This window comes from Erwinia sp. QL-Z3 (assembly GCF_004551645.1).
In the GTDB taxonomy this organism is placed as follows: Bacteria; Pseudomonadota; Gammaproteobacteria; order Enterobacterales; family Enterobacteriaceae; genus Erwinia; species Erwinia billingiae.
The window spans coordinates 410,163-430,850 of record NZ_CP037950.1; the positions used below are offsets into that span (position 1 = coordinate 410,163).

Here is a 20,688-nt window from a genome sequence, read left to right on the forward strand (position 1 = left end):
TGATTCTTAGGCAGTTTTGCAATCTTTCGCCTTTTTGATCTCCACCAGGCAGCTCATGGCGTTCGGCCCCTGCGTTAATGACGAGGTGCCGATATCCAGCGTCAGCACGTTCGGGTTGCCGGCGCGATCGTACGGTTGCCAGGCTTTACCAAACCCAGGGTCGAACCAGGCACCGGTGGCAATCAGTACCACGCTTGGGCTGATGCCATCCGACAGCCTGACGCCCGCCAGCATCCGCCCGCGATCGTTACTGACGTCAATCACATCGCCATCGGCAATGCCGCGCGCGGCAGCATCGTCCGGGTGCATCCACAGCGTTTCATGCCCGGCGGTTTTATTGGCCTGCACCGACGGCGTGGCGTCCATCTGGCTGTGCAGACGGTCGCTCGGCTGAATCGAGATCATATGCAGCGGGAAGCGCTGGCTGACCTCGGCCCCCAACCACTCTCGTGGCGGCTGCCATTCCGGATGCGGCGCAAAGTCGGGCAGCTGATAGCCGGCGATGGTTTCGCTGAACAGCTCAATTTTGCCACTGGCGGTTTTGATCGGATGGGCAAGCGGATCCTGGCGAAAATCTTCCATAAACACGAACGGCTTGCCGCCCTGCGGCACTTCCACATGCCCTTCTTTCCAGAAGGTGTCGAAATCCGGCCAGTCAATGCCCTTACGCTGGTGAGCCACCGCGCACTGCTGATACAGATGTTCGATCCACTGCGCCTCATTGCGGTTTTCAGTGAAGGTTTCACGGTAGCCGAGGCGATCCGCCAGGTCAGCGAAAATATCGAAGTCGTTACGCGCCTGATGCTGCGGCTTAATCGCCTGATGCATTGCCAGCACGAAGCGGTCACGGGACGAGCCGCCAATATCGTTACGTTCCAGGGTGGTGGTCACCGGCAAGACGATATCGGCCATCTTCGCTGCAGGCGTCCAGACAATGTCCTGCACGATCACCGTATCCGGCCGCTGCCAGCCTTCCACCAGCCGGTTAATCTGCTGATGATGGTGGAACGGATTGCCGCCTGCCCAATGGATCAGACGAATGTCCGGATAGGTGTGCATCTGTCCCTGGAAGTGGTACGGCTCACCGGGATTCAGCAGCATATCGCTGATGCGCGCCACCGGGATCGCCAGATCGGCAATCGGATTGACGCCGGTCGACATCATCGGTGCCGGCCCTTCCACACGCGGGTTACCCACGCTGTTCATCGATCCATGGCCGAAGGAGAAGCCCGCGCCCGGCAGGCCCGGTTGGCCGAGCATCGACGACAGCGCAATCATCATCCAGTAAGGCTGTTCGCCACGGTGCGCGCGCTGAACGGAATAGGAACAGGTAATAAAGCTGCGTTTGCCGATTAGCTGCTTCGCCAGTTGCTCAATGCGCTGCGCCGGAATGCCGGTGATGTCGCTGGCCCACTGCGGCGTTTTTGGCGTGCCGTCGGTTTCGCCCAGCAGGTAGCTGCGCAGCTGCGGATAACCCACACAATGGGAGCCGAGGAAGGCGGTATCCCCCGCGTTCAGCCGTTCAACTTCAAAGCCTAACGCCAGCATCAGCGCGACGTCGGTGTTTGGCCGGATCGGGATCCACTCGGCGTTGACAAACTCTGGGCAGTCATCGCGCATCGGGCTGATATTGATTACCGGGGTGCCTTTTGCCGCCAGCTCCAGCAGCGCCGGCTTGAGGCTGTGCTGGCCGGCACCGCCCGAGGCAACCTGACTGTTTTTAAGCGCCAGACCGCCAAAGGCAACGAAGATTTCGCAATGTTCCACCACGTTTGGCCAGTCGGTGACCCGGCCGGTCAGCGGCATATAGGTGCCAATCACATACGGCAGGAAGAATTGTGCCGCGCCCCAGCTGTAGTTACCCAGCTGATCGATGCCGCCGCCGCCGGTAAAGTAGAAGCGGCGGATCAGCGTGCGGGCGTGGTTTACGCGGCCCGCCGACGACCAGCCGTAGGAGCCGTTGAAAATCGCCGAGGGACCGTAACGATCGCGCACCCGGCGGTTCTCTTCAGCCACCAGATCCAGCGCGGTCTCCCAGTCGACCTCAACGAAGTCTTCACGACCACGCAGCGTGCGGTCACTTTTTTCGCGCTTGGCTAACCACGAGCGGCGCACCATCGGCTTCCTGATCCGCTTATCCGAATAGACCAGTTCCGGGATGCTGTTGAGCATCGGCGACGGGTCTTGATCGGCGAAAAACGGCTCACAACGCAGCAGTTTCCCGTCTTCGACGACGGCAGTGAAGGCGCCCCAGTGGGCGAGGTGCGGCACTCTTTTAATGGTCATATGGCGATCCGGCAGGCAAACAATTCTTTTTGGAAGGCCAGAATAGCCTTTTTTTGGAAAGCTGAATATAAACACGCCAATCTCACCGCCAGAATGGACTGAAATATCCAGCTTTGCGACACCGCTGGCATTCTGTGTGCTTGAAGTAACAGGGATTTTCCGCAACACTGAACAGCTATGTAAACGCTTACCCTGGAAGGCTCTTACCGATGGCTACGATAAAGGATGTTGCCAGGCTCGCGGGCGTTTCCGTTGCAACGGTTTCCCGCGTTATTAACAACTCACCGAAGGCGAGTGAGGCGTCACGCCTGGCCGTTACCAGCGCAATGGATGAGCTGCAATACCACCCGAACGCCAACGCACGCGCCCTGGCGCAGCAGTCTACCGAGACCATGGGGCTGGTGGTGGGCGATGTTTCCGACCCGTTCTTTGGTGCGCTGGTGAAAGCCGTGGAGCAGGTGGCTTACGAAACCGGCAACTTTTTACTGATTGGTAACGGTTACCATAATGAGCAAAAAGAGCGCCAGGCCATCGAGCAATTGATCCGCCACCGCTGCGGCGCGCTGGTGGTCCACGCGAAAAAAATTCCCGACGCCGACCTGATCCCACTGATGAAACAGATCCCCGGCATGGTGCTGATTAACCGCGCCCTGCCCGGCTACGAGCAGCGCTGTATTGCGCTGGACGATCGCTACGGATCCTGGCTGGCCACCCGCCATCTGATCCAGCAAGGCCATCAGAACATTGCCTACATCTGCTCGACGCACCCGATTTCCGATACCGAAGATCGCTTGCAGGGGTATTACGATGCGCTGAAGGAACATAACCTGCCGTGCAACGACCGTCTGGTGGCGCTGGGCGAGCCGGATGAAGTGGGCGGTGAACAGGCGATGACCGAGCTGCTGGGCCGCGGCAAGCAGTTTACCGCCGTCGCCTGCTATAACGATTCGATGGCCGCCGGCGCGCTGGCGGTGTTAAGTGATAATGGCGTGCGGGTGCCGGAAGAGATGTCGTTGATTGGTTTTGATGACGTGCTGGTGTCGCGCTATGTTCGCCCGCGCCTGACCACGGTGCGTTACCCGATTGTCACCATGGCGCAACAGGCCGCCGCGCTGGCGCTGGCGTTAGCCAATAATCAGCCGCTGCCAGAAGTGACCAATTTGTTCAGCCCGACGCTGGTTCGCCGTCATTCGGTAGGCACGCCGGACTGATTAACCGGCAAGCGATCGCTGGTAAAGCCGGACAGACCGGTCCGGATAATCCAGCGCATCGCCAATATACTGCCAGCCAAAGCGCTCGTAATAATCCGCACAAGCCGCATACAGATACAGTTGATCGTCGCCGCGCCGGCGGCTTTCCGCCATTACCTTAAGCTGCAACTCCTCGCTCAATCCGCGCCCGCGATAGCTTTCGTCCACGTATAACGCGGCCAGCCACGGAGACAGATCCTGACGGCTGATCAGGTCACAGCGCCACAACCCTACGGTTCCCACCACCCGGTCGCCGTCTGTCGCCACCCAAGTGATCGGCAGGTCCGCGCCGCTCAGGCTGCTGGCCAGAATGCTGGCAAAGAAGGGCCGGCTGTTTTCGCTGCCAAAGGCCTGCCATAACCAGTCGGTGACCGTGTCGATATGCTGTTTCGCCTCCGCCAGCGGCACAATTTTCAGCGTGCTCATACCAGCTTGCCCTGAAAAATCGGCACCGACTCAAACAGATACCCGTCAAAATCTGGGGCATCGGCGTCTGACAGTTCCAGCAGGGATTTCTTCACGTTTTCCAGGTGCTGCCACATCGCCTGCCACGAGCCCATCACATCGCGACGGCGCAGCGCGGCAAGGATGGTCTGGTGATCGCCCAGCCATTTCAGGCGGTAGCTGCGTGTTTCGATATGGCTGCGCAACTGCTGCCAAAGCGGGTTGTTCTCATGATGTCGCCAGATGCTGGTAACGGTATCCAGCAGCATCTGATTTTGCGTCGCGCCCGCCAACAGCAGGTGAAACATCTTGTCGTTGTCCTGGCTGGCATCGTTGACCGCAATCGCCTTCTGCTCCTGCTCCAGGATGCGCTTCAGGTTCTCAATGTCCGCTTTGGTGGCCATCTTGGCGGCAAAGGCGGCGATATTGCTTTCCAGAAGTTGCCGCGCCTGCAGCATTTCAAACGGGCCGACGTCGCTGCGGAAGAACGCTTCCTCTTCGTTGCTGATCTCAGAAGGAATGCGCATCACGTACACGCCGGAGCTTTGACGGATATCCACCGTCCCTTCCAGCTCAAGCATCAACAACGCTTCGCGCACGATGGTGCGGCTGACGCCCCAGGTTTCGGCAATGTTTCGTTCCGGCGGAAGTCGTGAACCAACGGGATAATGACCGTCGAGAATTTGCTGGCGCAGATGCTGTCCGATTTCCTGATACTGCTTCTTCTCTTGACCCGCCGCGCCCTTTTCCACGTATTCACCCTTAGCTCGTTAAACATCCTGCCGACCGTGCTTTCCATTATTGAGCACTCTCCTGCTGCGGTCGGCAAGGTAATCTGCCTAGTTTACCAAAGCCAGCGCCTGATCGAGTACTTTTGCTCCATTAAGCGTGCCATAAGCCAGGGTATCAATCACCGCGATAGGAATGTGATAGCTGTCGGTCAGCTTGCGGTTCTCTTCCAGCTTGAAGCGAACCTGCGGCCCCAGCAGCACGGCCACCACGTCCGGGCCATAATTTTGCAGCTCGTCGCGCAGATTTTGCTCAGGAATGGCATAAATCTGGTATTCCAGACCGCGCGCGACCGCTTCTTTTTCCATCCGCGTCACCACCATCGAGGTGGACATGCCTGCGGCGCAGGCTAATACGATACGTTTCATGGTCATTCCTTATTTCATTTCATCATCAAGGGAAAGGGTGAGCTGTCGGCTGTCACGGCGCTGGCGATACCAGTGCGCTGATTTTTTCAGGCGGCGCTGGCGGTCGTTCTCCAGCTCGATTTCCACCAGCCCGTAGCGGTTCTTAAAGGCGTTCATTGGCGAGACGTTGTCGGTAAAGGCCCACAGCATATAGCCCTGGCAGTTAGCGCCATCTTCACGCGCCCGCAGCGTCTGGTAGAGATGCTCGGCGATAAAGGCGATGCGATAGTCATCCTGGATCTGCCCTTCCGCGTTTTTGAATTGCGCTTCATCTTCGATGCCCATTCCGCTTTCGGCGACAAACCACGGAATGTTGCCGTAGTCGTTTTTGATGCGCATCGCCATGTCGTAGATGATGGTCGGCTGAATTTCCCAGCCGCGGGATTTGTTCATCCGCCGGCCCGGCAGTTCAAAATGCTCGTAATAGTAAGCGGGATGGAACGGCGTCTCGGGATGCCAGGCGCGGGATGGCGCTTTGACCCGATGCGGGTAATAGAGGTTGATGCCCACCTCCTCCACCCGATACTCGGCAATCAGCTGCAGCTCTTCCGCGCTGACATCCCAGCTGACCTGATGTTTCGCCAGCAGCGCCACCAGCTCCGCCGGGTACTCGCCTTTGATCGCCGGATCGAGGAAAACGCGGTTGTAGAACAGATCGTACATGGCTGCGGCCTTCACATCGTGCGGCGCAGACGACCGCGGATAGGTCACTTCCGGATTAAGAATGGTGCCCACCGTGCCGGGATAGCCCTTCTCGCGGTACAGCTTGACCACTTTGGCGGTGGCCAGGTTTTTGTGGTGATTCCACTGCATCCACTTCGAGGTGTTTTGCTCATACGGCCAGCGCAGCGCATCGAGATAGACGCGGGTTTGCACCACAATCGGCTCGTTAAAGGTGAACCAGCGGGTGACCTTGCCGGCATAGCGTTCAAAGACTTTTTCCGCATACAGCAGATAGAGCTCAACGACCCTTTTTGAGCCCCAGCCGCCGTACTGCTCCAGCAATACCGCCGGCAGTTCGTAATGTTCCAGGCACAACATCAGCTCAATGCCCTGCGCCTGCATCTCGGCAATCAGCGCGTCGTAATAGCGGGCGTACTCCTCATCCACCACGCCATTTTCGTAATCGGTAAGGAAGCGCGACCAGTTAATCGAGGTGCGGTAGTGGGTCAGTCCCGCCGCCTTCATCAGCGCCACGTCTTCCTTGTAGCGGTTGATAAAGTCGGTGGCGACCGCCGGACCATAGCCGTTGTGCCAGACGTGCCGGTCGTTCTTGTACCAGGCATCCAGCCAGGAGTCCTGCCCCTCTTTTTTCCCGCTCCAGCCTTCGGTCTGCCACGCTGATGCGGCCGCACCCAGCATAAAATCGTCAGGAATGTTGATGGTGACCTTACTCATTACGTCTCCTTAGTTTTGCGCGAATTCAGGTTGCAAGGCTTTCGCTTCCGCGGCTTCAGCACGGCGCGCGGCAATTTTCACAAACGGCACATAGATCACAATGGACACCAGAATGCAGATGATTTGTGTCACCACCGCACCCATCGATCCGGCGGTGGAGAGCCAGGCATTGATGATGGGCGGCGTGGTCCAGGGCACCATCACCACCGCTTTGCCGGCAAAGCCCATCACCGTGGCGAAGTAGCCGATCGAACCGGTGATCAGCGGCGTGATGATGAACGGGATAGCGAGGATCGGATTCAGCATGATCGGCATGCCGAAAATCACCGGTTCATTGATATTGAACAGGCCAGGACCGAAGGAGAGCTTGGCAATTTCGCGCATCTCTTTGCGTTTGGTCGCCAGCATCACCGCGCTGAGCAGGCCAATAGTCAGCCCGGAACCGCCGATGCTCATATACACATCCCAGAACGGCATGGTGATGATGTTTGGCGCCTCTTTGCCCTGCTCAAAGGCGTTCATGTTGACCAGAATCGCCCCCAGCAGCAGCGGCTCACGGATCGGTTTCACCATCTGGTTGCCGTGAATGCCGATCACCCAGAACAGCTGAGCAACAAACATCAGCAGCAGAATGCCCCACAGGCTCTGTACCACCGACTCCAGCGGTTCCTGCACCACTTTGTACACCGCATCGTAGAGATACATGCCGGTGAAGCGATGGAAGATAAAGCCGAAGGTGGCGATAACCGAGACGGTGATGATGGCCGGGATTAGCGCCGAAAACGAGGCGGCGACGTTAGGCGGCACGGTGTCCGGCATTTTGATTTTCAGCCGTTCGACGTTCTCCAGGCGGCAGTAAATTTCCACTGAGAGGATGGCGATAAACATGCCGAGGAACAGGCTTTTGGTGTCGGAGAACTGTTTCGCCAGCACATCGGTGACCAGATGCATCTGTCCGTCGACCAGCATGGTGAGCGTGGTTGGCGTCACGGCGATAAAACAGATGATCGCCAGCAGGCCGGGAAACAGCGTTTTTATGCCGTTGATTTTTCCCAGCTCAATACCGATCAGGAACACCGCGCCGATATTGAGAAAGCTCAGGGTGGCGTAGTTGATGCTGGTGGTGATCGGTTTCAGCTCGGCGAGAAAGCCCAGTGCCTGAATGCTGGCGAGGCCGTTTTTCCCGTCCAGCACCATATTGGAGATCAGCACCGAGAACGCGCCGACGATGATGACCGGCATCAGGGTAATGAACGACGACTTGACCGCCATGATGTAGCGATAGCTGTTGAATTTGGTGGCGAAGCTGCCTAAAGAGTCGATGAGTCGATCCTGTAGAGACATGCGTAATACCCTCAGAAGTAAGTGGTGAAGCGTCCCGATATTTTTTCGCCCTGCGGAAGTCCGTTCTTGTGGCATACCAAAAATAGCGAAACCGAACTTATTTTCTGTGACAAAACCCGCAGAAGTGCATATTGGCATTCCGATAGGATGTATTTTCACTATTTGGCATACCAATACCGGAGGCAGGAATGGATTTTGAGCAAACCATGATGGAGCTGTTGATCAGTGCAGGCGAGGCGCGGTCTCACGCAATGAGCGCGATTCAGTTCGCCCGCAAGAAGCAGTGGCAGCAGGCGGATGAGGCGCTGGCCGCGTCGCTGGAAGCATCGAAAGGCGCGCACCATATCCAGACCCAGCTGATTGGCGCTGATGAAGGCTGCGGCAAAGTGCCGGTGACGCTGATTCTGGTCCATGCGCAGGACCATCTGATGAATGCGATGCTGTGCCGCGATCTGGCGGAGGAAATTGTGTTGCTGCGGAAGGAGTTACTGGGTGGAGAGCGTCTGACCGAGGCCTGAACCCGGCCTGCGGTTAGCCGCCTGAAACCCAGGCGGCCGGTTCACAACGTCAGGGATGCCGCTTACAGCTCCAGCGTCAGCAGTTCCTGTATGGTTTGCGGGCGGCGGATCTCACGCGGCTGGCCCGCTTCAAACAGCACTTCCGGCAGCAGCGGGCGGCTGTTGTAGTTAGAGGACATCGACGCGCCGTAAGCGCCGGTGTCGTGGAAGACCAGGTAATCACCCGGTTTAACCTGCGGCAGCGCGCGGGTTTCCACCTTACCGCCTTCCAACTGGGTAAACACATCGCCTGATTCGCACAACGGCCCGGCGACCACGCTGTCGACGGTGTTCTGCTCATCCAGCGGGCGGTCATCGCCAGCGATGGCCGAAATATGGTGGTAGCTGCCGTACATCGCAGGACGCATCAGATCGTTAAAGCCGGCATCCACCAGCACAAAGTGACGGCTGCCCATCGCCTTCACCGCACGCACTTTGGACACCAGCACGCCAGATTCCGCCACCAGGAAGCGACCCGGTTCAATTTCCAGCTTCACCGGGTGGCCGAGATGTTTTGCCACGCGCTGACGGGCCGCATCCCACAGACCGAAATAGTGTTCGGTATTGATCGCCTCTTCACCGAAGCGATAGGGGATCGACAAGCCGCCGCCCGCCGAGATGGCTTCCAGATCGTGACCTAAGCCAATCACCTGATTAACCATCGCATCACACACCTGCTCCAGGTGGGCATAATCCACGCCGGAGCCGATATGCATATGGATGCCGACCAGCTTCAGCTTGTGTTGCTGAATGGCTTCCAGCGCCAGCACCAAATCGGTATACCAGATGCCGTGCTTGCTGTTTTCGCCGCCGGTATTGGTTTTCTGGCTGTGGCCGTGACCAAAACCGGGATTGACGCGCAGCCATACCGGATGGCCTTCAGACACCTCGCCCAGCTGGTGCAGCATATCGACGGAACCGGCGTTGACCGGGATTTTCAGCTCGGCCAGTCGTGCCAGCGTCGGCTCATCCAGCACGTCGGCGGTGAAGACAATCTCGTCGCCGCCCGGTGTGAATCCGGCCACCAGCGCACGCTCAATTTCGCCCAGCGACACCGAATCCCCCTTCACGCCTGCGGCGCGCATCAGGCGCAGAATATGGATGTTGGAACAGGCTTTTTGCGCAAAGCGCACCACATCAAACTGCTGCAGCTGCGAGATACGTTCGGCAATGACGCTGGCGTCATAGGCCCAAACCGGTCCACCGTACTGGCGCACCAGCGGCAGCAGGTTGTCACGGGTTAAAGCGGTTTGGGTGTTGGTAAGTAAGCGTGGCATCGGGACTCTCCTGAAGATAATAAGGCTATTACGCCACAGCCTGAACAGGATGAAAAATATCTGTTTTAACGGAGTCTATTCATCCATGATATGACTTCAATCGTCTCCAGGATAAAAGTATGGCTGGCATTACGCTGCGACATATCGAAATTTTTCACGCCGTGGTCACCGCGGGCAACCTGACGGAAGCCGCTGCGTTGCTGCATACCTCGCAGCCCACCGTTAGCCGCGAACTGGCGCGTTTCGAAAAGCTGGTCGGCCTGAAGCTGTTCGACCGCGTGCGCGGCCGTCTGCAGCCCACGGTGCAGGGCCTGCGGCTGTTTGAAGAGGTTCAGCGTTCCTGGTATGGCCTGGACCGGATCGTCAGCGCCGCCGAAGGCCTGCGCCAGTTTCGTCAGGGTGAACTGTCAATTGCCTGCCTGCCGGTGTTTTCCCAGTCGCTGCTGCCGCTGTTTTGTCGGCCCTTTTTGCAACGCTACCCGGACGTCAGCCTGAACATTATTCCGCAGGAATCCCCGCTGCTTGAGGAGTGGCTCTCCGCGCAGCGCTACGATTTGGGGCTGACGGAAACCCGCCTGACGCCGGCCGGAACCGAGCGCACCGAGCTGTTTACCGGTAATGAGGTGTGCGTGCTGCCGGACGGTCATCCGCTGGCGGCGAAAGCCTGCTTAACGCCGGAGGATTTTGCTGGTGAGGATTACATCAGCCTGTCGCGAGCCGACAGCTATCGCCAGTTGCTGGACAATCTGTTTCATGAGCAGGGCGTGCAAAGGAGGATGGTGCTGGAGACGCACAGCGCGGCGTCGGTGTGTTCGATGGTCAGAGCCGGCGTCGGCGTGTCGATCGTCAACCCGCTGACCGCGCTGGACTATGCCGGAAGCGGCGTGGTGATCAGGCGCTTCAGTATTGATGTGCCCTTTACCGTCAGCCTGGTCAGGCCACGCCACCGCCCTTCTTCGGCGCTGGTTGAGGCTTTCTGCGCCCATTTACTGCAGCACATCAGCCTGGTTAACCAGCGCCTTGCGGCGTTATTGCATTAAGCGTTGACGGTCTGCGCCTGTCCACGCGACGGACGGAAGGTAATCAGACAGAGGATCAGGCCGCCGACCGCCAGCACGGCGGCCGCCACCGGCACCGCCGTCAGGCCATAACCGCTGCCAATCACCGCGCCACCGGCCCAGGCACCAAAGGCGTTCCCGACGTTAAAGGCGGAGATATTCAGCGTCGACACCAGATTCGGCGCCTCTTTACCGTGACGCACCACGTTGATCTGCAAACCCGGTACGGTGGCAAAGGTGGCCATCGCCCACAGGAACAGCGTCAGTTCGGCCAGCCATAGCGCATGGCTGGTCCAACTGAAGATCAGTGAAAACACCGCGATCAGCGAGAAGCTCAGGATCAGGCTTAAGGACAGCTTGCGGTCCGCCAGCTTGCCGCCCAGAATATTGCCCACCGTTAACCCACCACCAATCAGGAACAGCGTCCAGCTGACGCCCTTGTCGCTGATACCGGTCACCTGCAACAGAAGCGGCGCAATATAGCTGAACAGCGCAAACATCGCGGCGGCAAAGAACACCGTCATCAGCAGTGACAGCCACAGCTTGCCGTTCGCCAGCGCGCCAATTTCGCTGGCAAGGTGCACCGGCTTTTCATCGCGATTGGTGGGCAGGCTGACAATCAGGCCAATAAATGCCAGCACGCCAATCACCGACACGCCCCAGAAGGTGGCGCGCCAGCCGTACAGCTGACCAAACCAGGTGCCCAGCGGCACGCCAAGCACGTTCGCCAGCGTCAGGCCGGTAAACATCAGCGCCACCGCCGACGCCTGCTTGCCTGGCGCAACCAGACTGGCCGCAACCACCACACCGATGCCGAAGAACGCACCGTGACAGAGGGCGGTAACGACGCGCGCCATCATCAGCAGGTTGTAGCTATAGGCCAGCGCACAGAGCCCGTTGCCAATAATGAAAATCACCATCAGCAGCATCAGCGTGCGTTTGCGTGGCAGCTTCGCCGTCAACAGCGCCATAATCGGTGCGCCAATGGCCACACCCAGCGCATAACCGCTGATCAGCCAGCCGGCGGAAGGAATGGAGACGCCGAGGTCTCCCGCCACTTCCGGCAGCAAGCCCATAATGACAAATTCCGTGGTGCCGATAGCAAACGCACTCAGCGCCAGCGCCAGTAAGGAAACAGGCATGTCACACTCTCCAAATAAATAACGGTCAGGCCAGAAGCCCGAGGGGGCATTCCCGGTTGCGGGGATTAAAAGTTTGATTCAGATCACATTAGCAATTAAAGCACAGCTTACCGGCGGCTTATAGATCGGGTCTGTCAAAGGTCTGTTGCTGATATCGCAATAATCGGCAAACTTTTCAGCAGTAAGTGTTATCCCGCTGAATTAACGGGTTAAAAAAACAGCGAAATTGCCATTTTTACGAAATCTTTATGGTCTATAATTTGCTTCATCCGGCTGTTACATAATACTTTCTGAACAATAGCTTCTAAGATTGATCTGACTTTTCCCGCTTCGGACGACGACAGATTGCCATCTGAGCCAGAAGCCGTAGGCTTTGAGCCTTGTTCAAATGATTAAAGTTTTGCGATGAAGAGCCGATACCTCGAATGGATTCACGGGCGTTTCCTGAGCTGTGCTTGATCGATTCATTACCGAGGAAGAAAGATGCGACGCGCTGTTTGCCTGCTTGCCCTGTTAGCCAGTGGCTGTTCGGTAGGAAAATATGAGTACAGCAAAGAAGCCGAAAAGCGGGTGGATATGACCGTCACCGGCATTCCGACCGTGCTCGGCGTCGGCACGCTGGGCACCACCATTCCGCTGACCGCGGACTACAGCCTGACCGCTGCACACGTCGCCAAATTCTCCCTGTATCGCGTCAAATCCTACCATCCTGAATGCGACCTTGCGGTGGTTTACCATAAGAATGGCAACGTCCCGCCGCCGCATTTCCGCAATGGCCACATTGGCGACAAAATCAATCTGTATGGCTACAGCTTTATCTCGGCGATGCCGGTGGCCTCAACCGGCACCAACCTGGTCAATACCGGGCTGAAGAACGACTGGAACAAGGTCAGCTGCGTGGTGGTGGCATCCGATGCGGGCGTGGTGAAAGGCATGTCCGGCGGCGCGGTGTATAACGCCTCGGACGATTCCATTGGCGGAGTGATTGTCGGCTATTCCAGCCGCATCAACGACCTGAAGTCGGGCAAAGAGCTGTATAAAAACGTTTCCCTGTACGTGCCTTATGCCCGCTTTAAAGACTGGCTGAACGACGCGATCAAATCATAGCCTCGCCCACATCACCGATCGGACAGCATAAAATCAACTGCCGCAGCCGCATGGATCGCGGTGGTATCGAACACCGGGATCGGGCAATCTTCCGCCTGCAGCAGTAAGCCAATTTCGGTACAGCCAAAGATAATCCCTTCCGCGCCCTCGGCCACTAACCCGGCAATCACCTGTTGATAATATGCTTTCGACGCCGGGCTAAACTTGCCCAGACAGAGCTGTTCAAAGATGATGCGGTTTACTTCCTGCCGCGCGGCGGCATCGGGCACCAGGGTTTCAATGCCAAACTCGCTGGCCAGCGGCCCGCGATAGAAATCTTGCTCCATGGTGTAGCGCGTGCCCAGCAGCGCCACGCGGGACATCTTTTGCTGCTGAATAGCCTTTGCCGTGCCTTCCGCGATGTGCAGAAAAGGCAAACCGCTTTGCTCGACGATCGGCGCGGCGACTTTGTGCATGGTGTTAGTACAGAGCACGATGCCTTCCGCGCCGGCTTTTTTCAGCGCCAGCGCCGCATCGGCCAGCATCTGCCCGGCCCGATCCCAGTCGCCGCTGGCCTGACAGGCTTCAATCTCATGAAAGTCCACGCTGTACAGCACCAGCTTCGCCGAGTGCAGGCCACCCAGCCGCTGTTTGATCCCTTCATTGATCAGGCGGTAATACGGCACGGTGGATTCCCAACTCATGCCGCCAATCAGTCCCAAGGTTTTCATCATCGCGTCCTGGTGAAGGGCTAAAAATCAGTCCCTCACTATTCCGCATTCTTCGCTGCGGATCAATTTATCAGGCAGGAACCCACGGACCTTTTACTTCGCTATCAGAAAAACCTTCCGCCAGAATGCGTACCGTTGCGTCGCGCGGGGTGTTATCGCCCTGCCCCTGAATGCTGACGATATCTTGCGGGCAGGCGGAGAAGGCCACAAAGCAATCCATCTCGGCACGCAGCACGATGTAATCGCCCGGCCGGGTGACCACCGGTAGCGTTTTCAGGGTGAGGCCATCCGGCTGCACCTGAATATTCATAAAGATATTAAAGGAGGCCAGGTTGCCATGCGGCAGCGTCACACCCAGCTCGGCCATCCCTTCGTGCAGATTGTCATGGCAGTTACGGTGCGGCTCGGTACAGCCCAACAGCTCATAGCGACGGGCATCGCAGGCGGCCATAAAGGTATCGTGGACGCCAGGCGAGGTGTCGGCAACCACGGTCAAAATGGGATGGCGCTGGTTGGTGATAAAGCTGTCGCCGGTCTTCGGGTTCAGGCGCTGGTTCCAGACACGGGTCGCCTCCATACACATGTATTCGCTGACGTCATCGGCGTTATAGGCCCAGCAGTCGACAACCTGGGTGCCGTGGGTATTGATAACCTGCACCGCTTCGCCTTTTTTCAGGCGGAACGCTTTGCCATGACGCGCCGGGACAAGGTGTTCTTCGCGGCAGAGTGAGTCTTGTTGCATCGGATGCTCCTGGTTAGCCCGGCGAACGGGCGAGATAACGGGTCATCCGCCTCTCGGCCCGGCGGGCAAGATGATCGATAACGCTGCAAAGCAGCCAGTAAATCAGCGCCACCGCCAGATAGATCTCCAGCGGCGCGTAGGTTTCGGAAATCGCCTGTTTGGCGGCATACATAAATTCAGGCACCGACACCACCGACAGCAGCGCGGAGTCTTTAATCAGCCCGATCAGCAGCCCAACCAGCGGCGACAGCATCTGCGGCAGGGTTTGCGGCAGGATCACATCGCTGAAGGTGCGGAACCGTCCCAGCCCGAGAACGCGGGATGCCTCCCACTGACCGCGCGGCAATGCCTCAAGCCCGGCACGCAGGACCTGCGCGATATAGGGCGCGTAATACAATGTCAGTGCCACTACGCCCACCACCGGTGAGGAAAGGGTGATGTCGTATTCGGGCAGCACAAAATAGAGCAGATAAATCACCACCAGCAGCGGCAACCCCAGCGTAACCGAGCTGTAGAAACGCAGCAGCGGTTGCCAGAACGGCGCAGCCCGCATCAGTAACAGTGCCAGGGTTGAGCCGGCAATCAGTGAGGCGATCGCCGCCACCACGCACAGTTGCAGCGTCACCAGCATGCCCTGCCCCAGCGAAGGTGCAGCGGTAATAATTGCCTGCCAGTCCATTACGCTCTCCCCCGCTGTTCCAGCCAGCGCGCCGCCCGGATAAGCGGCAGCGCAATCAGTAAGTAACCCAGCGAAACCAGCAGCATCACCTGCGTGGCCTCATAGCTGCGGGCAATGACAATCTGCCCGGCATAGGTTAGCTCGGTCAGGGCGACCACCGATGCCAGCGGCGTGGTTTTCAGCAGGATGGTAAATTCATTGACTAACATCGGCAGGCTGGCGCGCATCACCTGGGGATTGATGATGTACCACCAGGTCAGCCAGCGGCTCAAACCCAGCGTTCTTGCCGCCTCCAGCTGGCCGCGAGAAACCTGACGCCGGTTTACCCGCAGGATTTCGGCGACATAGGCGCCGCTGTTCATGCCAATCGCCACAACGGCGGCCAGCAGAGGCTGGCCGCCCAGGCCTAACAACGGCAAGGTAAAGAACACCACAAAGAGCTGGACGATGGCGGGCGTGCCGCGCATCAGGCTGACATACAGTCGCCCAATCAGACGCGGCGGCCAGCTGCGGCAGAGTTGCAGGTAGCAGCCGATTTGGCCGAGTACCAGACTCACTAACGCCGCCAACGCAGTCAGTTCAAGCGTGACCAGTAAACCCCGGCCCAGCTCAGGCAGTCCTGCGGTGACTTCTGCATCCAGCCCCAACATCGCGTTATCCGCCCGTAAAGTCGTGAAGATTTTCCGCTACCGACAGCAGCAGCGGCGCCGGCTTATCGTTACCTTCAATGCCGGTACAGCAGGCCGAGGCGATAAACAGCGTATCCTGCACCACGCGGCAGGTAATGCTGTCGCCGGCTTGGGTCAGGTTCGGCTGTGGCCGAATGTCACCGTTGCGGGCCAGCTCAACATGCATAAACAGGTTGATCGGATCCGGCAGCTTCGGCACCGCCATCTGCAAACGAACCAGTTCCGCTTGTACCGCGTCATAGCAGCCCTGCTGCCCCTGATAGCCCTGCGCGCTCAGCCATGCCGTGGTCGAGGCGGGCAGCAGCAAATCGTGGCGGCGAACGCTGTCTTTCCCCAGCACCATCACCGGACGGCGGCGGTTGTTGACCATGCGCATCCCCGAGCCCAGCAGATAGCTGTTGCTGAACACGCGGGTGTGGTGGACCGACAGCCAGACATTCGGTTCAGCCAGGCTGAAACCATACAGGGACGCGACGGCACCGGCGTCTGCCGCAGCGATCCGCAGCAGCTGGCCGCGCAGCACTTTGATGCTGCCGACGGTTCCCGCTGCAACCCGGACGGGTTCAGCCAGGGTACGGGGAGTATCAGAGGCAAAGCCTTCTTTCATTAACAGCATTTCAGGCCTCGCTTAGGGTGTAACGGTCAGAAACGGTGATATCAATCGGGGTGACCTGCAGGCCGTTACCCGGAATAATGTCCTGCGGGCAGGAAGAGACGGCGCAAATGAGGTCGCACAGGGCTTCGAACACAATGCTGTCGCCGGCGCGGCTGTTAGGGTCGGTCACTTCCATCCGGCCATCGGCGGTCACCGGGCCATTCTGGAACAGGTTAAACGGCTCCGGCAGGCTGTAGTAAGTGACGCCAAATGGCTTCATGCCTTCCAGCAGGTTATCAACACAATTGCGGTGCCCTTCGACGCCGAAATCGATACTGAAACGCGTACGATCGCAGGCGGGCACGTTGGCATCGTGGATGCCAATGCTGTCCGAGACAATCTTCAGCATCGGCCGGTTTTCACTGGACCACAGCGCATCGCCCGGCTTAAAGAACAACGAGCGCAAGTGCTGACGGGTGTGAACTGGTGAAAGCTTCTCCTGGATATTCTCAGCGCTGACGGCGACAAAGTCGGCCGCCTGCTGGCCGAGGGTGTCGATAACGGTAATAAACTGGCCTTTACGCACGGTGAACGTCTGGCCGTGTCCGGCGGTAACATGGACATGTTGCTGGCACATAGTCTTATTCCTGCGGGATAAAGTTATCGGCAGGCACGACGATCGTGGTACCAAGGTATTGCTGCTGCAGTTTGGCCAGCTCGCCCGATTTCTGCATCGCCAGAATATGGTCACTGATGGCTTTGTTCAGCGCGACATCGTCTTTACGGGTAGCCCATGCCATCCACTGCGACGGACCCACTTCGCCCACCGGGCTCAGCTTAGCCGGGTATTTTTTGGCGACCGGGGCCAGCACCGCAATATCATCGATAACGAAATCGGCACGTTTGGTCATCAGGGCGCTGACCGTCTGATCCAGCGTATCCACGCTGATAATCTCAATCGGCTTCAGGCCTTTGCTTTTCAGCGTTTCGTTGAAGGTTTTCAGCAGCTGCTCGGGCACGCTGGTGCTTTTCGCCGCGCCGCGCAGGCCGGCCAGCGATTCAATGCTCAGCGGCTTAGCGCTGAATTTTCCGGCTTCATCTTTGCGGATCAGAATGCCGTTAACGGTTTTGCTGTAGGGAACGGTGAACAGCACTTTTTTTGCCCGCTCGGCATTGACGTTCAGCGAGGAGCCTTCGGCATTGAACGAGCCGGAAATCAGACCTGGGATGATGCCGTTGAACGCGGTCTTCTGAAAATCGAGTTTCACGCCGAGATCTTTCGCCACCGACTGCATGATCGAGACGCTGTAGCCGATGATTTCGCCTTTATCGTTGGTGTACTCATACGGCGGAAAAGTGGGGTCAATACCGACGGTCATTTTGCCGCTGGCTTTGATGTCCGCCAGAGTATCTGCCTGAGCGAGGCCGCTGGCGCCTAAGGTCAGCATTGCAGCGAGGAGAAGCGTTATTTTTTTCATTGGTGTTTCCCATGGTGTTGGTGAAGTGCCTGTCAGAGCTAATTCACCTTTCGTGCCAGTTTTGCGCTGGCCCGTTTTCACGGGAGAGGAGGAAATTCCTTTTTCCTTTAAAATCACTGAGAAACAATTGTTTCTTTAGTGGGTAATATTTTTTCTCGGGTTTCTTTGGCCCTGTTTTCGCCATTTTTGACGGTGATTGAGGTGAACGTTGACGGTGCAATAACGCGCGGCGATTGCACTAAAAGCGTGCAGCTATTCCAGTTCGTCGAGCCACTGGTGGATGTTTTCGATCAACGCCAGCCGATCGCTACTGGCTTTGCCTTTCTCACGGGCCACCAGCGAGCAGAGAAGATTGCAAATGCCTGACAGAGAGGCGGTGCTGTCAAAGATCAGGCTGCCTTCCGTGTGGCAACGGATGATCCAGCTGGCCTGCTTCGCCGGTTTACCGGAGAGCACATCCGACAGATAAAGCATCGGCACCTTCAGCTCATTTAAGGCGTTCATCGCGCTATTCAGAGCCGGCATACGACGCCGCAGTCCGACGCAAATCGCCACATCTTCCGGGCCTAATGCGGCCAGAGATTCCGCCAGTGAATCCCCTGCTTTTGGCAGCAGCTGTACGTCGCGATGAACATGAACCAGATCGCGGTAGATCAGCGAGGCGATGGTCTGGCTGTGCCGCCAGCCAAGCACCACTACGCGGCGCGCTTGAGCAATCGCGCTGACCACATCGGCCAGCTGTTGGGCATCCAGCGAACGGTAGGTATTAACCAGGTTGGCAATTTCGCGCTCCAGATGGCTCTGGATCAGCGAATCCAGGCCCGAGGTTGCCTGAAACTGTTGCAGATAAAGGGGCGATCCGCCGCTTTGCAGCTCGCGCACCTGACGACGGGCGGCGTCAAAGCTTTCGTAGCCCAGATGTCGGAAAAAACGGGTGGTGGTGGCTTTAGAGACGCCAGCGCTTTGCGCCAGTTCCGTTGCCGTGTTCATGGCCAGCTGACCGGGTGCCGCAAGGATCACATCCGCTAAACGCTGCTCATGGGCTGAGAGTTGATCCCAGCACTGTCTGATGCGGCTCTCAAGCGAGGCCTGTTTCGCGCTCATCTGTCTTCCTGATGAAAAAAACCATCCTGCAAAGCGCGTGCCCGCTTTTCGCAGGGATCTAAAAAAGGGGCGAATTGCTTCGCCCCTTTTGCTGTTTTTTACGACGACATTACTTGCCCGATGGACGCATTGCCGGGAACAGGATCACGTCACGGATGGTGTGGCTGTTGGTAAACAGCATCACCATACGGTCGATCCCGATGCCCAGACCGGCCGTGGGTGGCAGGCCGTGCTCCAGTGCGGTCACGTAGTCTTCGTCATAGAACATGGCTTCGTCATCGCCCGCATCCTTGGCATTCACCTGCTGCAGGAAACGCTCGGCCTGATCCTGAGCATCGTTCAGCTCGGAGAAGCCGTTACCGATTTCACGCCCGCCGATAAAGAACTCGAAGCGGTCGGTGATTTCCGGGTTCTCGTCGTTACGACGCGCCAGCGGGGACACTTCAGCCGGGTATTCGGTAATGAAGGTTGGCTGGATCAGATGGCTTTCTGCGGTCTCTTCGAAGATCTCAGTGACCAGACGGCCCAGGCCCCAGCTCTTCTCGATTTTGATGCCCAGTGACTGCGCGATGGCGGCCGCTTTATCAAAATCATCCAGATCGGCGAGGTTGGTTTCCGGACGGTATTTCAGGATCGCTTCTTTCATCGTCAGCTTGTCGAACGGCTTACCGAAGTCGAATTCCTGCTCGCCGTAAGGCACCACGGTGTTGCCGAGAATGTCCTGAGCCAGGGTACGGAACAGGCTTTCGGTCAGTTCGATCAGATCTTTGTAATCCGCATACGCCATATAGAGTTCCATCATGGTGAACTCTGGGTTATGACGTGGCGAAATACCTTCGTTACGGAAGTTACGGTTGATCTCAAACACGCGATCGAAACCGCCAACCACCAGACGCTTCAGATACAGTTCCGGCGCAATACGCAGGTACATATCAATATCCAGCGCATTATGATGGGTGGTAAACGGACGGGCAGACGCCCCGCCAGGGATCACCTGCATCATGGGGGTTTCCACTTCCATAAACTCGCGGCCAACCATAAAGCTGCGGATACCCGCCATGATTTGCGAACGAATTTTGAAGGTCTTGCGCGACTCTTCGTTGGCGATCAGATCAAGATAACGCTGACGGTAGCGGGTTTCCTGATCGGCCAGGCCGTGGAACTTGTCCGGCAGCGGGCGCAGAGCTTTGGTCAGCAGACGCAGTTCGCTACAGTGGATCGACAGCTCGCCGGTTTTGGTTTTGAACAGCTTACCGCGCGCGCCGACGATGTCGCCAAGGTCCCACTTCTTAAACTGCTCGTTGTAGATGCCTTCCGCCAGATCGTCACGGGAAACGTACAGCTGGATGCGGCCGCCGACGTCCTGCAAGGTGACGAAAGAGGCTTTACCCATGATGCGACGGGTCATCATACGACCGGCCACGCTCACTTCGACGCCCAGTGCTTCCAGCTCTTCGTTCTCGCGTCCGTCGTACTCAGCATGCAGCTGTTCGGAGATGTGGTCACGGCGGAAATCGTTCGGGAATGCCACGCCGTTTTCACGCAGCGCGCTGAGTTTTTCGCGACGTGCTTTCAGTTCGTTATTCAGCTCAAGTGCGACGTCAGCGCCCTGCGGTTGTTGTTCAGACATGT

Annotated in this window: 21 protein-coding genes; 4 read left to right on the forward strand and 17 right to left on the reverse strand. The window is 57.8% G+C overall.

Annotated elements, in window-relative coordinates; all coding sequences use genetic code 11:
- Positions 1-6 precede the first annotated feature (6 nt).
- Positions 7-2,286, reverse strand: coding sequence for a molybdopterin guanine dinucleotide-containing S/N-oxide reductase (locus E2F51_RS02530; RefSeq protein WP_134822658.1), 2,280 nt, complete (start codon positions 2,284-2,286; stop codon positions 7-9).
- A gap of 209 nt (positions 2,287-2,495) precedes the next feature.
- On the opposite strand from E2F51_RS02530, the gene galR reads away from it, so the two are divergent.
- Positions 2,496-3,497, forward strand: a complete 1,002-nt coding sequence (gene galR, locus E2F51_RS02535; RefSeq protein WP_013203619.1) for an HTH-type transcriptional regulator GalR — start codon at positions 2,496-2,498, stop codon at positions 3,495-3,497.
- Here galR and E2F51_RS02540 read toward each other — a convergent pair whose 3' ends face one another.
- The 5 genes from E2F51_RS02540 to E2F51_RS02560 form a co-directional block, all read right to left on the reverse strand.
- A complete protein-coding gene (locus E2F51_RS02540) occupies positions 3,498-3,962 on the reverse strand; it encodes a GNAT family N-acetyltransferase (protein WP_371732154.1) in 465 nt (154 codons plus the stop codon).
- Positions 3,959-4,732 (reverse strand): FCD domain-containing protein, encoded by a 774-nt coding sequence (locus tag E2F51_RS02545; protein WP_013203621.1) that lies wholly within the window; start codon positions 4,730-4,732, stop codon positions 3,959-3,961. The genes E2F51_RS02540 and E2F51_RS02545 overlap by 4 nt, the downstream gene beginning before the upstream one ends.
- 87 nt (positions 4,733-4,819) lie before the next feature.
- Entirely contained in the window at positions 4,820-5,137 is a 318-nt protein-coding gene (locus tag E2F51_RS02550) for a PTS sugar transporter subunit IIB (RefSeq protein WP_013203622.1), read from the reverse strand.
- 9 nt (positions 5,138-5,146) lie between these two features.
- Complete coding sequence (locus E2F51_RS02555; RefSeq protein WP_134822659.1) at positions 5,147-6,574, reverse strand: glycoside hydrolase family 1 protein; 1,428 nt, start codon at positions 6,572-6,574, stop codon at positions 5,147-5,149.
- Positions 6,575-6,583: 9 nt separating this feature from the next.
- A complete protein-coding gene (locus tag E2F51_RS02560; protein WP_134822660.1) occupies positions 6,584-7,918 on the reverse strand; it encodes a PTS sugar transporter subunit IIC in 1,335 nt (444 codons plus the stop codon).
- 188 nt (positions 7,919-8,106) lie between these two features.
- Here E2F51_RS02560 and E2F51_RS02565 point away from each other — a divergent pair, with 188 nt between their 5' ends.
- Positions 8,107-8,436, forward strand: coding sequence for a PTS lactose/cellobiose transporter subunit IIA (locus E2F51_RS02565; protein WP_013203625.1), 330 nt, complete (start codon positions 8,107-8,109; stop codon positions 8,434-8,436).
- A gap of 62 nt (positions 8,437-8,498) precedes the next feature.
- On the opposite strand, the gene lysA is transcribed toward E2F51_RS02565, so the two are convergent.
- Entirely contained in the window at positions 8,499-9,752 is a 1,254-nt protein-coding gene (gene lysA, locus E2F51_RS02570; RefSeq protein ID WP_134822661.1) for a diaminopimelate decarboxylase, read from the reverse strand.
- Positions 9,753-9,871: 119 nt separating this feature from the next.
- Between lysA and E2F51_RS02575 the strand changes: the two genes are divergently transcribed.
- Positions 9,872-10,792: a LysR family transcriptional regulator gene (locus E2F51_RS02575; protein ID WP_134822662.1), complete on the forward strand. Its 921-nt coding sequence runs from the start codon at positions 9,872-9,874 to the stop codon at positions 10,790-10,792.
- Here the strand turns inward: E2F51_RS02575 and E2F51_RS02580 are convergent.
- Positions 10,789-11,952, reverse strand: coding sequence for an MFS transporter (locus E2F51_RS02580; protein ID WP_134822663.1), 1,164 nt, complete (start codon positions 11,950-11,952; stop codon positions 10,789-10,791). The two genes, E2F51_RS02575 and E2F51_RS02580, sit on opposite strands and share 4 nt — an antisense overlap.
- A gap of 483 nt (positions 11,953-12,435) precedes the next feature.
- Between E2F51_RS02580 and E2F51_RS02585 the strand changes: the two genes are divergently transcribed.
- Entirely contained in the window at positions 12,436-13,059 is a 624-nt protein-coding gene (locus E2F51_RS02585) for a hypothetical protein (RefSeq protein ID WP_013203629.1), read from the forward strand.
- 11 nt (positions 13,060-13,070) lie between these two features.
- Here E2F51_RS02585 and E2F51_RS02590 read toward each other — a convergent pair whose 3' ends face one another.
- The 9 genes from E2F51_RS02590 to lysS all read right to left on the reverse strand — a co-directional run bounded on the left by E2F51_RS02590 (position 13,071) and on the right by lysS (position 20,686).
- Complete coding sequence (locus tag E2F51_RS02590) at positions 13,071-13,769, reverse strand: amino acid racemase (protein ID WP_134824798.1); 699 nt, start codon at positions 13,767-13,769, stop codon at positions 13,071-13,073.
- Between the two features lie 70 nt (positions 13,770-13,839).
- Positions 13,840-14,511 carry a DUF1989 domain-containing protein gene (locus tag E2F51_RS02595; RefSeq protein ID WP_013203631.1) on the reverse strand — a complete coding sequence of 224 codons (672 nt, stop codon included), beginning with the start codon at positions 14,509-14,511 and terminating at the stop codon, positions 13,840-13,842.
- Positions 14,512-14,524: 13 nt separating this feature from the next.
- Positions 14,525-15,190: an amino acid ABC transporter permease gene (locus tag E2F51_RS02600; RefSeq protein ID WP_013203632.1), complete on the reverse strand. Its 666-nt coding sequence runs from the start codon at positions 15,188-15,190 to the stop codon at positions 14,525-14,527.
- Complete coding sequence (locus E2F51_RS02605; RefSeq protein ID WP_134822664.1) at positions 15,190-15,840, reverse strand: amino acid ABC transporter permease; 651 nt, start codon at positions 15,838-15,840, stop codon at positions 15,190-15,192. The genes E2F51_RS02600 and E2F51_RS02605 overlap by 1 nt, the downstream gene beginning before the upstream one ends.
- A 4-nt stretch (positions 15,841-15,844) precedes the next feature.
- A complete protein-coding gene (locus tag E2F51_RS02610; protein WP_013203634.1) occupies positions 15,845-16,495 on the reverse strand; it encodes an urea carboxylase-associated family protein in 651 nt (216 codons plus the stop codon).
- Between the two features lies 1 nt (position 16,496).
- Positions 16,497-17,111, reverse strand: coding sequence for a DUF1989 domain-containing protein (locus E2F51_RS02615; protein WP_134822665.1), 615 nt, complete (start codon positions 17,109-17,111; stop codon positions 16,497-16,499).
- Between the two features lie 4 nt (positions 17,112-17,115).
- Complete coding sequence (locus tag E2F51_RS02620) at positions 17,116-17,952, reverse strand: transporter substrate-binding domain-containing protein (protein WP_134822666.1); 837 nt, start codon at positions 17,950-17,952, stop codon at positions 17,116-17,118.
- A gap of 252 nt (positions 17,953-18,204) precedes the next feature.
- On the reverse strand, positions 18,205-19,056 hold the full coding sequence (locus tag E2F51_RS02625; RefSeq protein ID WP_013203638.1) for a MurR/RpiR family transcriptional regulator: 852 nt from the start codon (positions 19,054-19,056) through the stop codon (positions 18,205-18,207).
- A 109-nt stretch (positions 19,057-19,165) separates the two neighbouring features.
- Complete coding sequence (lysS, locus tag E2F51_RS02630) at positions 19,166-20,686, reverse strand: lysine--tRNA ligase (protein WP_105760107.1); 1,521 nt, start codon at positions 20,684-20,686, stop codon at positions 19,166-19,168.
- Positions 20,687-20,688: the final 2 nt, after the last annotated feature.

What these genes read in the sequence shown, in the direction of transcription:
- E2F51_RS02590 (WP_134824798.1), bottom strand. Translation starts at nt 13,769, where the DNA reads ATGAAAACCTTGGGACTGATTGGCGGCATGAGTTGGGAATCCACCGTG.
- E2F51_RS02605 (WP_134822664.1), bottom strand. Translation starts at nt 15,840, where the DNA reads ATGTTGGGGCTGGATGCAGAAGTCACCGCAGGACTGCCTGAGCTGGGC.
- E2F51_RS02580 (WP_134822663.1), bottom strand. Translation starts at nt 11,952, where the DNA reads ATGCCTGTTTCCTTACTGGCGCTGGCGCTGAGTGCGTTTGCTATCGGC.
- E2F51_RS02585 (WP_013203629.1), top strand. Translation starts at nt 12,436, where the DNA reads ATGCGACGCGCTGTTTGCCTGCTTGCCCTGTTAGCCAGTGGCTGTTCG.
- E2F51_RS02625 (WP_013203638.1), bottom strand. Translation starts at nt 19,056, where the DNA reads ATGAGCGCGAAACAGGCCTCGCTTGAGAGCCGCATCAGACAGTGCTGG.
- E2F51_RS02615 (WP_134822665.1), bottom strand. Translation starts at nt 17,111, where the DNA reads ATGTGCCAGCAACATGTCCATGTTACCGCCGGACACGGCCAGACGTTC.
- E2F51_RS02595 (WP_013203631.1), bottom strand. Translation starts at nt 14,511, where the DNA reads ATGCAACAAGACTCACTCTGCCGCGAAGAACACCTTGTCCCGGCGCGT.
- E2F51_RS02555 (WP_134822659.1), bottom strand. Translation starts at nt 6,574, where the DNA reads ATGAGTAAGGTCACCATCAACATTCCTGACGATTTTATGCTGGGTGCG.
- E2F51_RS02530 (WP_134822658.1), bottom strand. Translation starts at nt 2,286, where the DNA reads ATGACCATTAAAAGAGTGCCGCACCTCGCCCACTGGGGCGCCTTCACT.
- E2F51_RS02575 (WP_134822662.1), top strand. Translation starts at nt 9,872, where the DNA reads ATGGCTGGCATTACGCTGCGACATATCGAAATTTTTCACGCCGTGGTC.
- E2F51_RS02540 (WP_371732154.1), bottom strand. Translation starts at nt 3,962, where the DNA reads ATGAGCACGCTGAAAATTGTGCCGCTGGCGGAGGCGAAACAGCATATC.
- lysS (WP_105760107.1), bottom strand. Translation starts at nt 20,686, where the DNA reads ATGTCTGAACAACAACCGCAGGGCGCTGACGTCGCACTTGAGCTGAAT.
- E2F51_RS02560 (WP_134822660.1), bottom strand. Translation starts at nt 7,918, where the DNA reads ATGTCTCTACAGGATCGACTCATCGACTCTTTAGGCAGCTTCGCCACC.
- galR (WP_013203619.1), top strand. Translation starts at nt 2,496, where the DNA reads ATGGCTACGATAAAGGATGTTGCCAGGCTCGCGGGCGTTTCCGTTGCA.
- E2F51_RS02565 (WP_013203625.1), top strand. Translation starts at nt 8,107, where the DNA reads ATGGATTTTGAGCAAACCATGATGGAGCTGTTGATCAGTGCAGGCGAG.
- lysA (WP_134822661.1), bottom strand. Translation starts at nt 9,752, where the DNA reads ATGCCACGCTTACTTACCAACACCCAAACCGCTTTAACCCGTGACAAC.
- E2F51_RS02600 (WP_013203632.1), bottom strand. Translation starts at nt 15,190, where the DNA reads ATGGACTGGCAGGCAATTATTACCGCTGCACCTTCGCTGGGGCAGGGC.
- E2F51_RS02620 (WP_134822666.1), bottom strand. Translation starts at nt 17,952, where the DNA reads ATGAAAAAAATAACGCTTCTCCTCGCTGCAATGCTGACCTTAGGCGCC.
- E2F51_RS02550 (WP_013203622.1), bottom strand. Translation starts at nt 5,137, where the DNA reads ATGAAACGTATCGTATTAGCCTGCGCCGCAGGCATGTCCACCTCGATG.
- E2F51_RS02610 (WP_013203634.1), bottom strand. Translation starts at nt 16,495, where the DNA reads ATGCTGTTAATGAAAGAAGGCTTTGCCTCTGATACTCCCCGTACCCTG.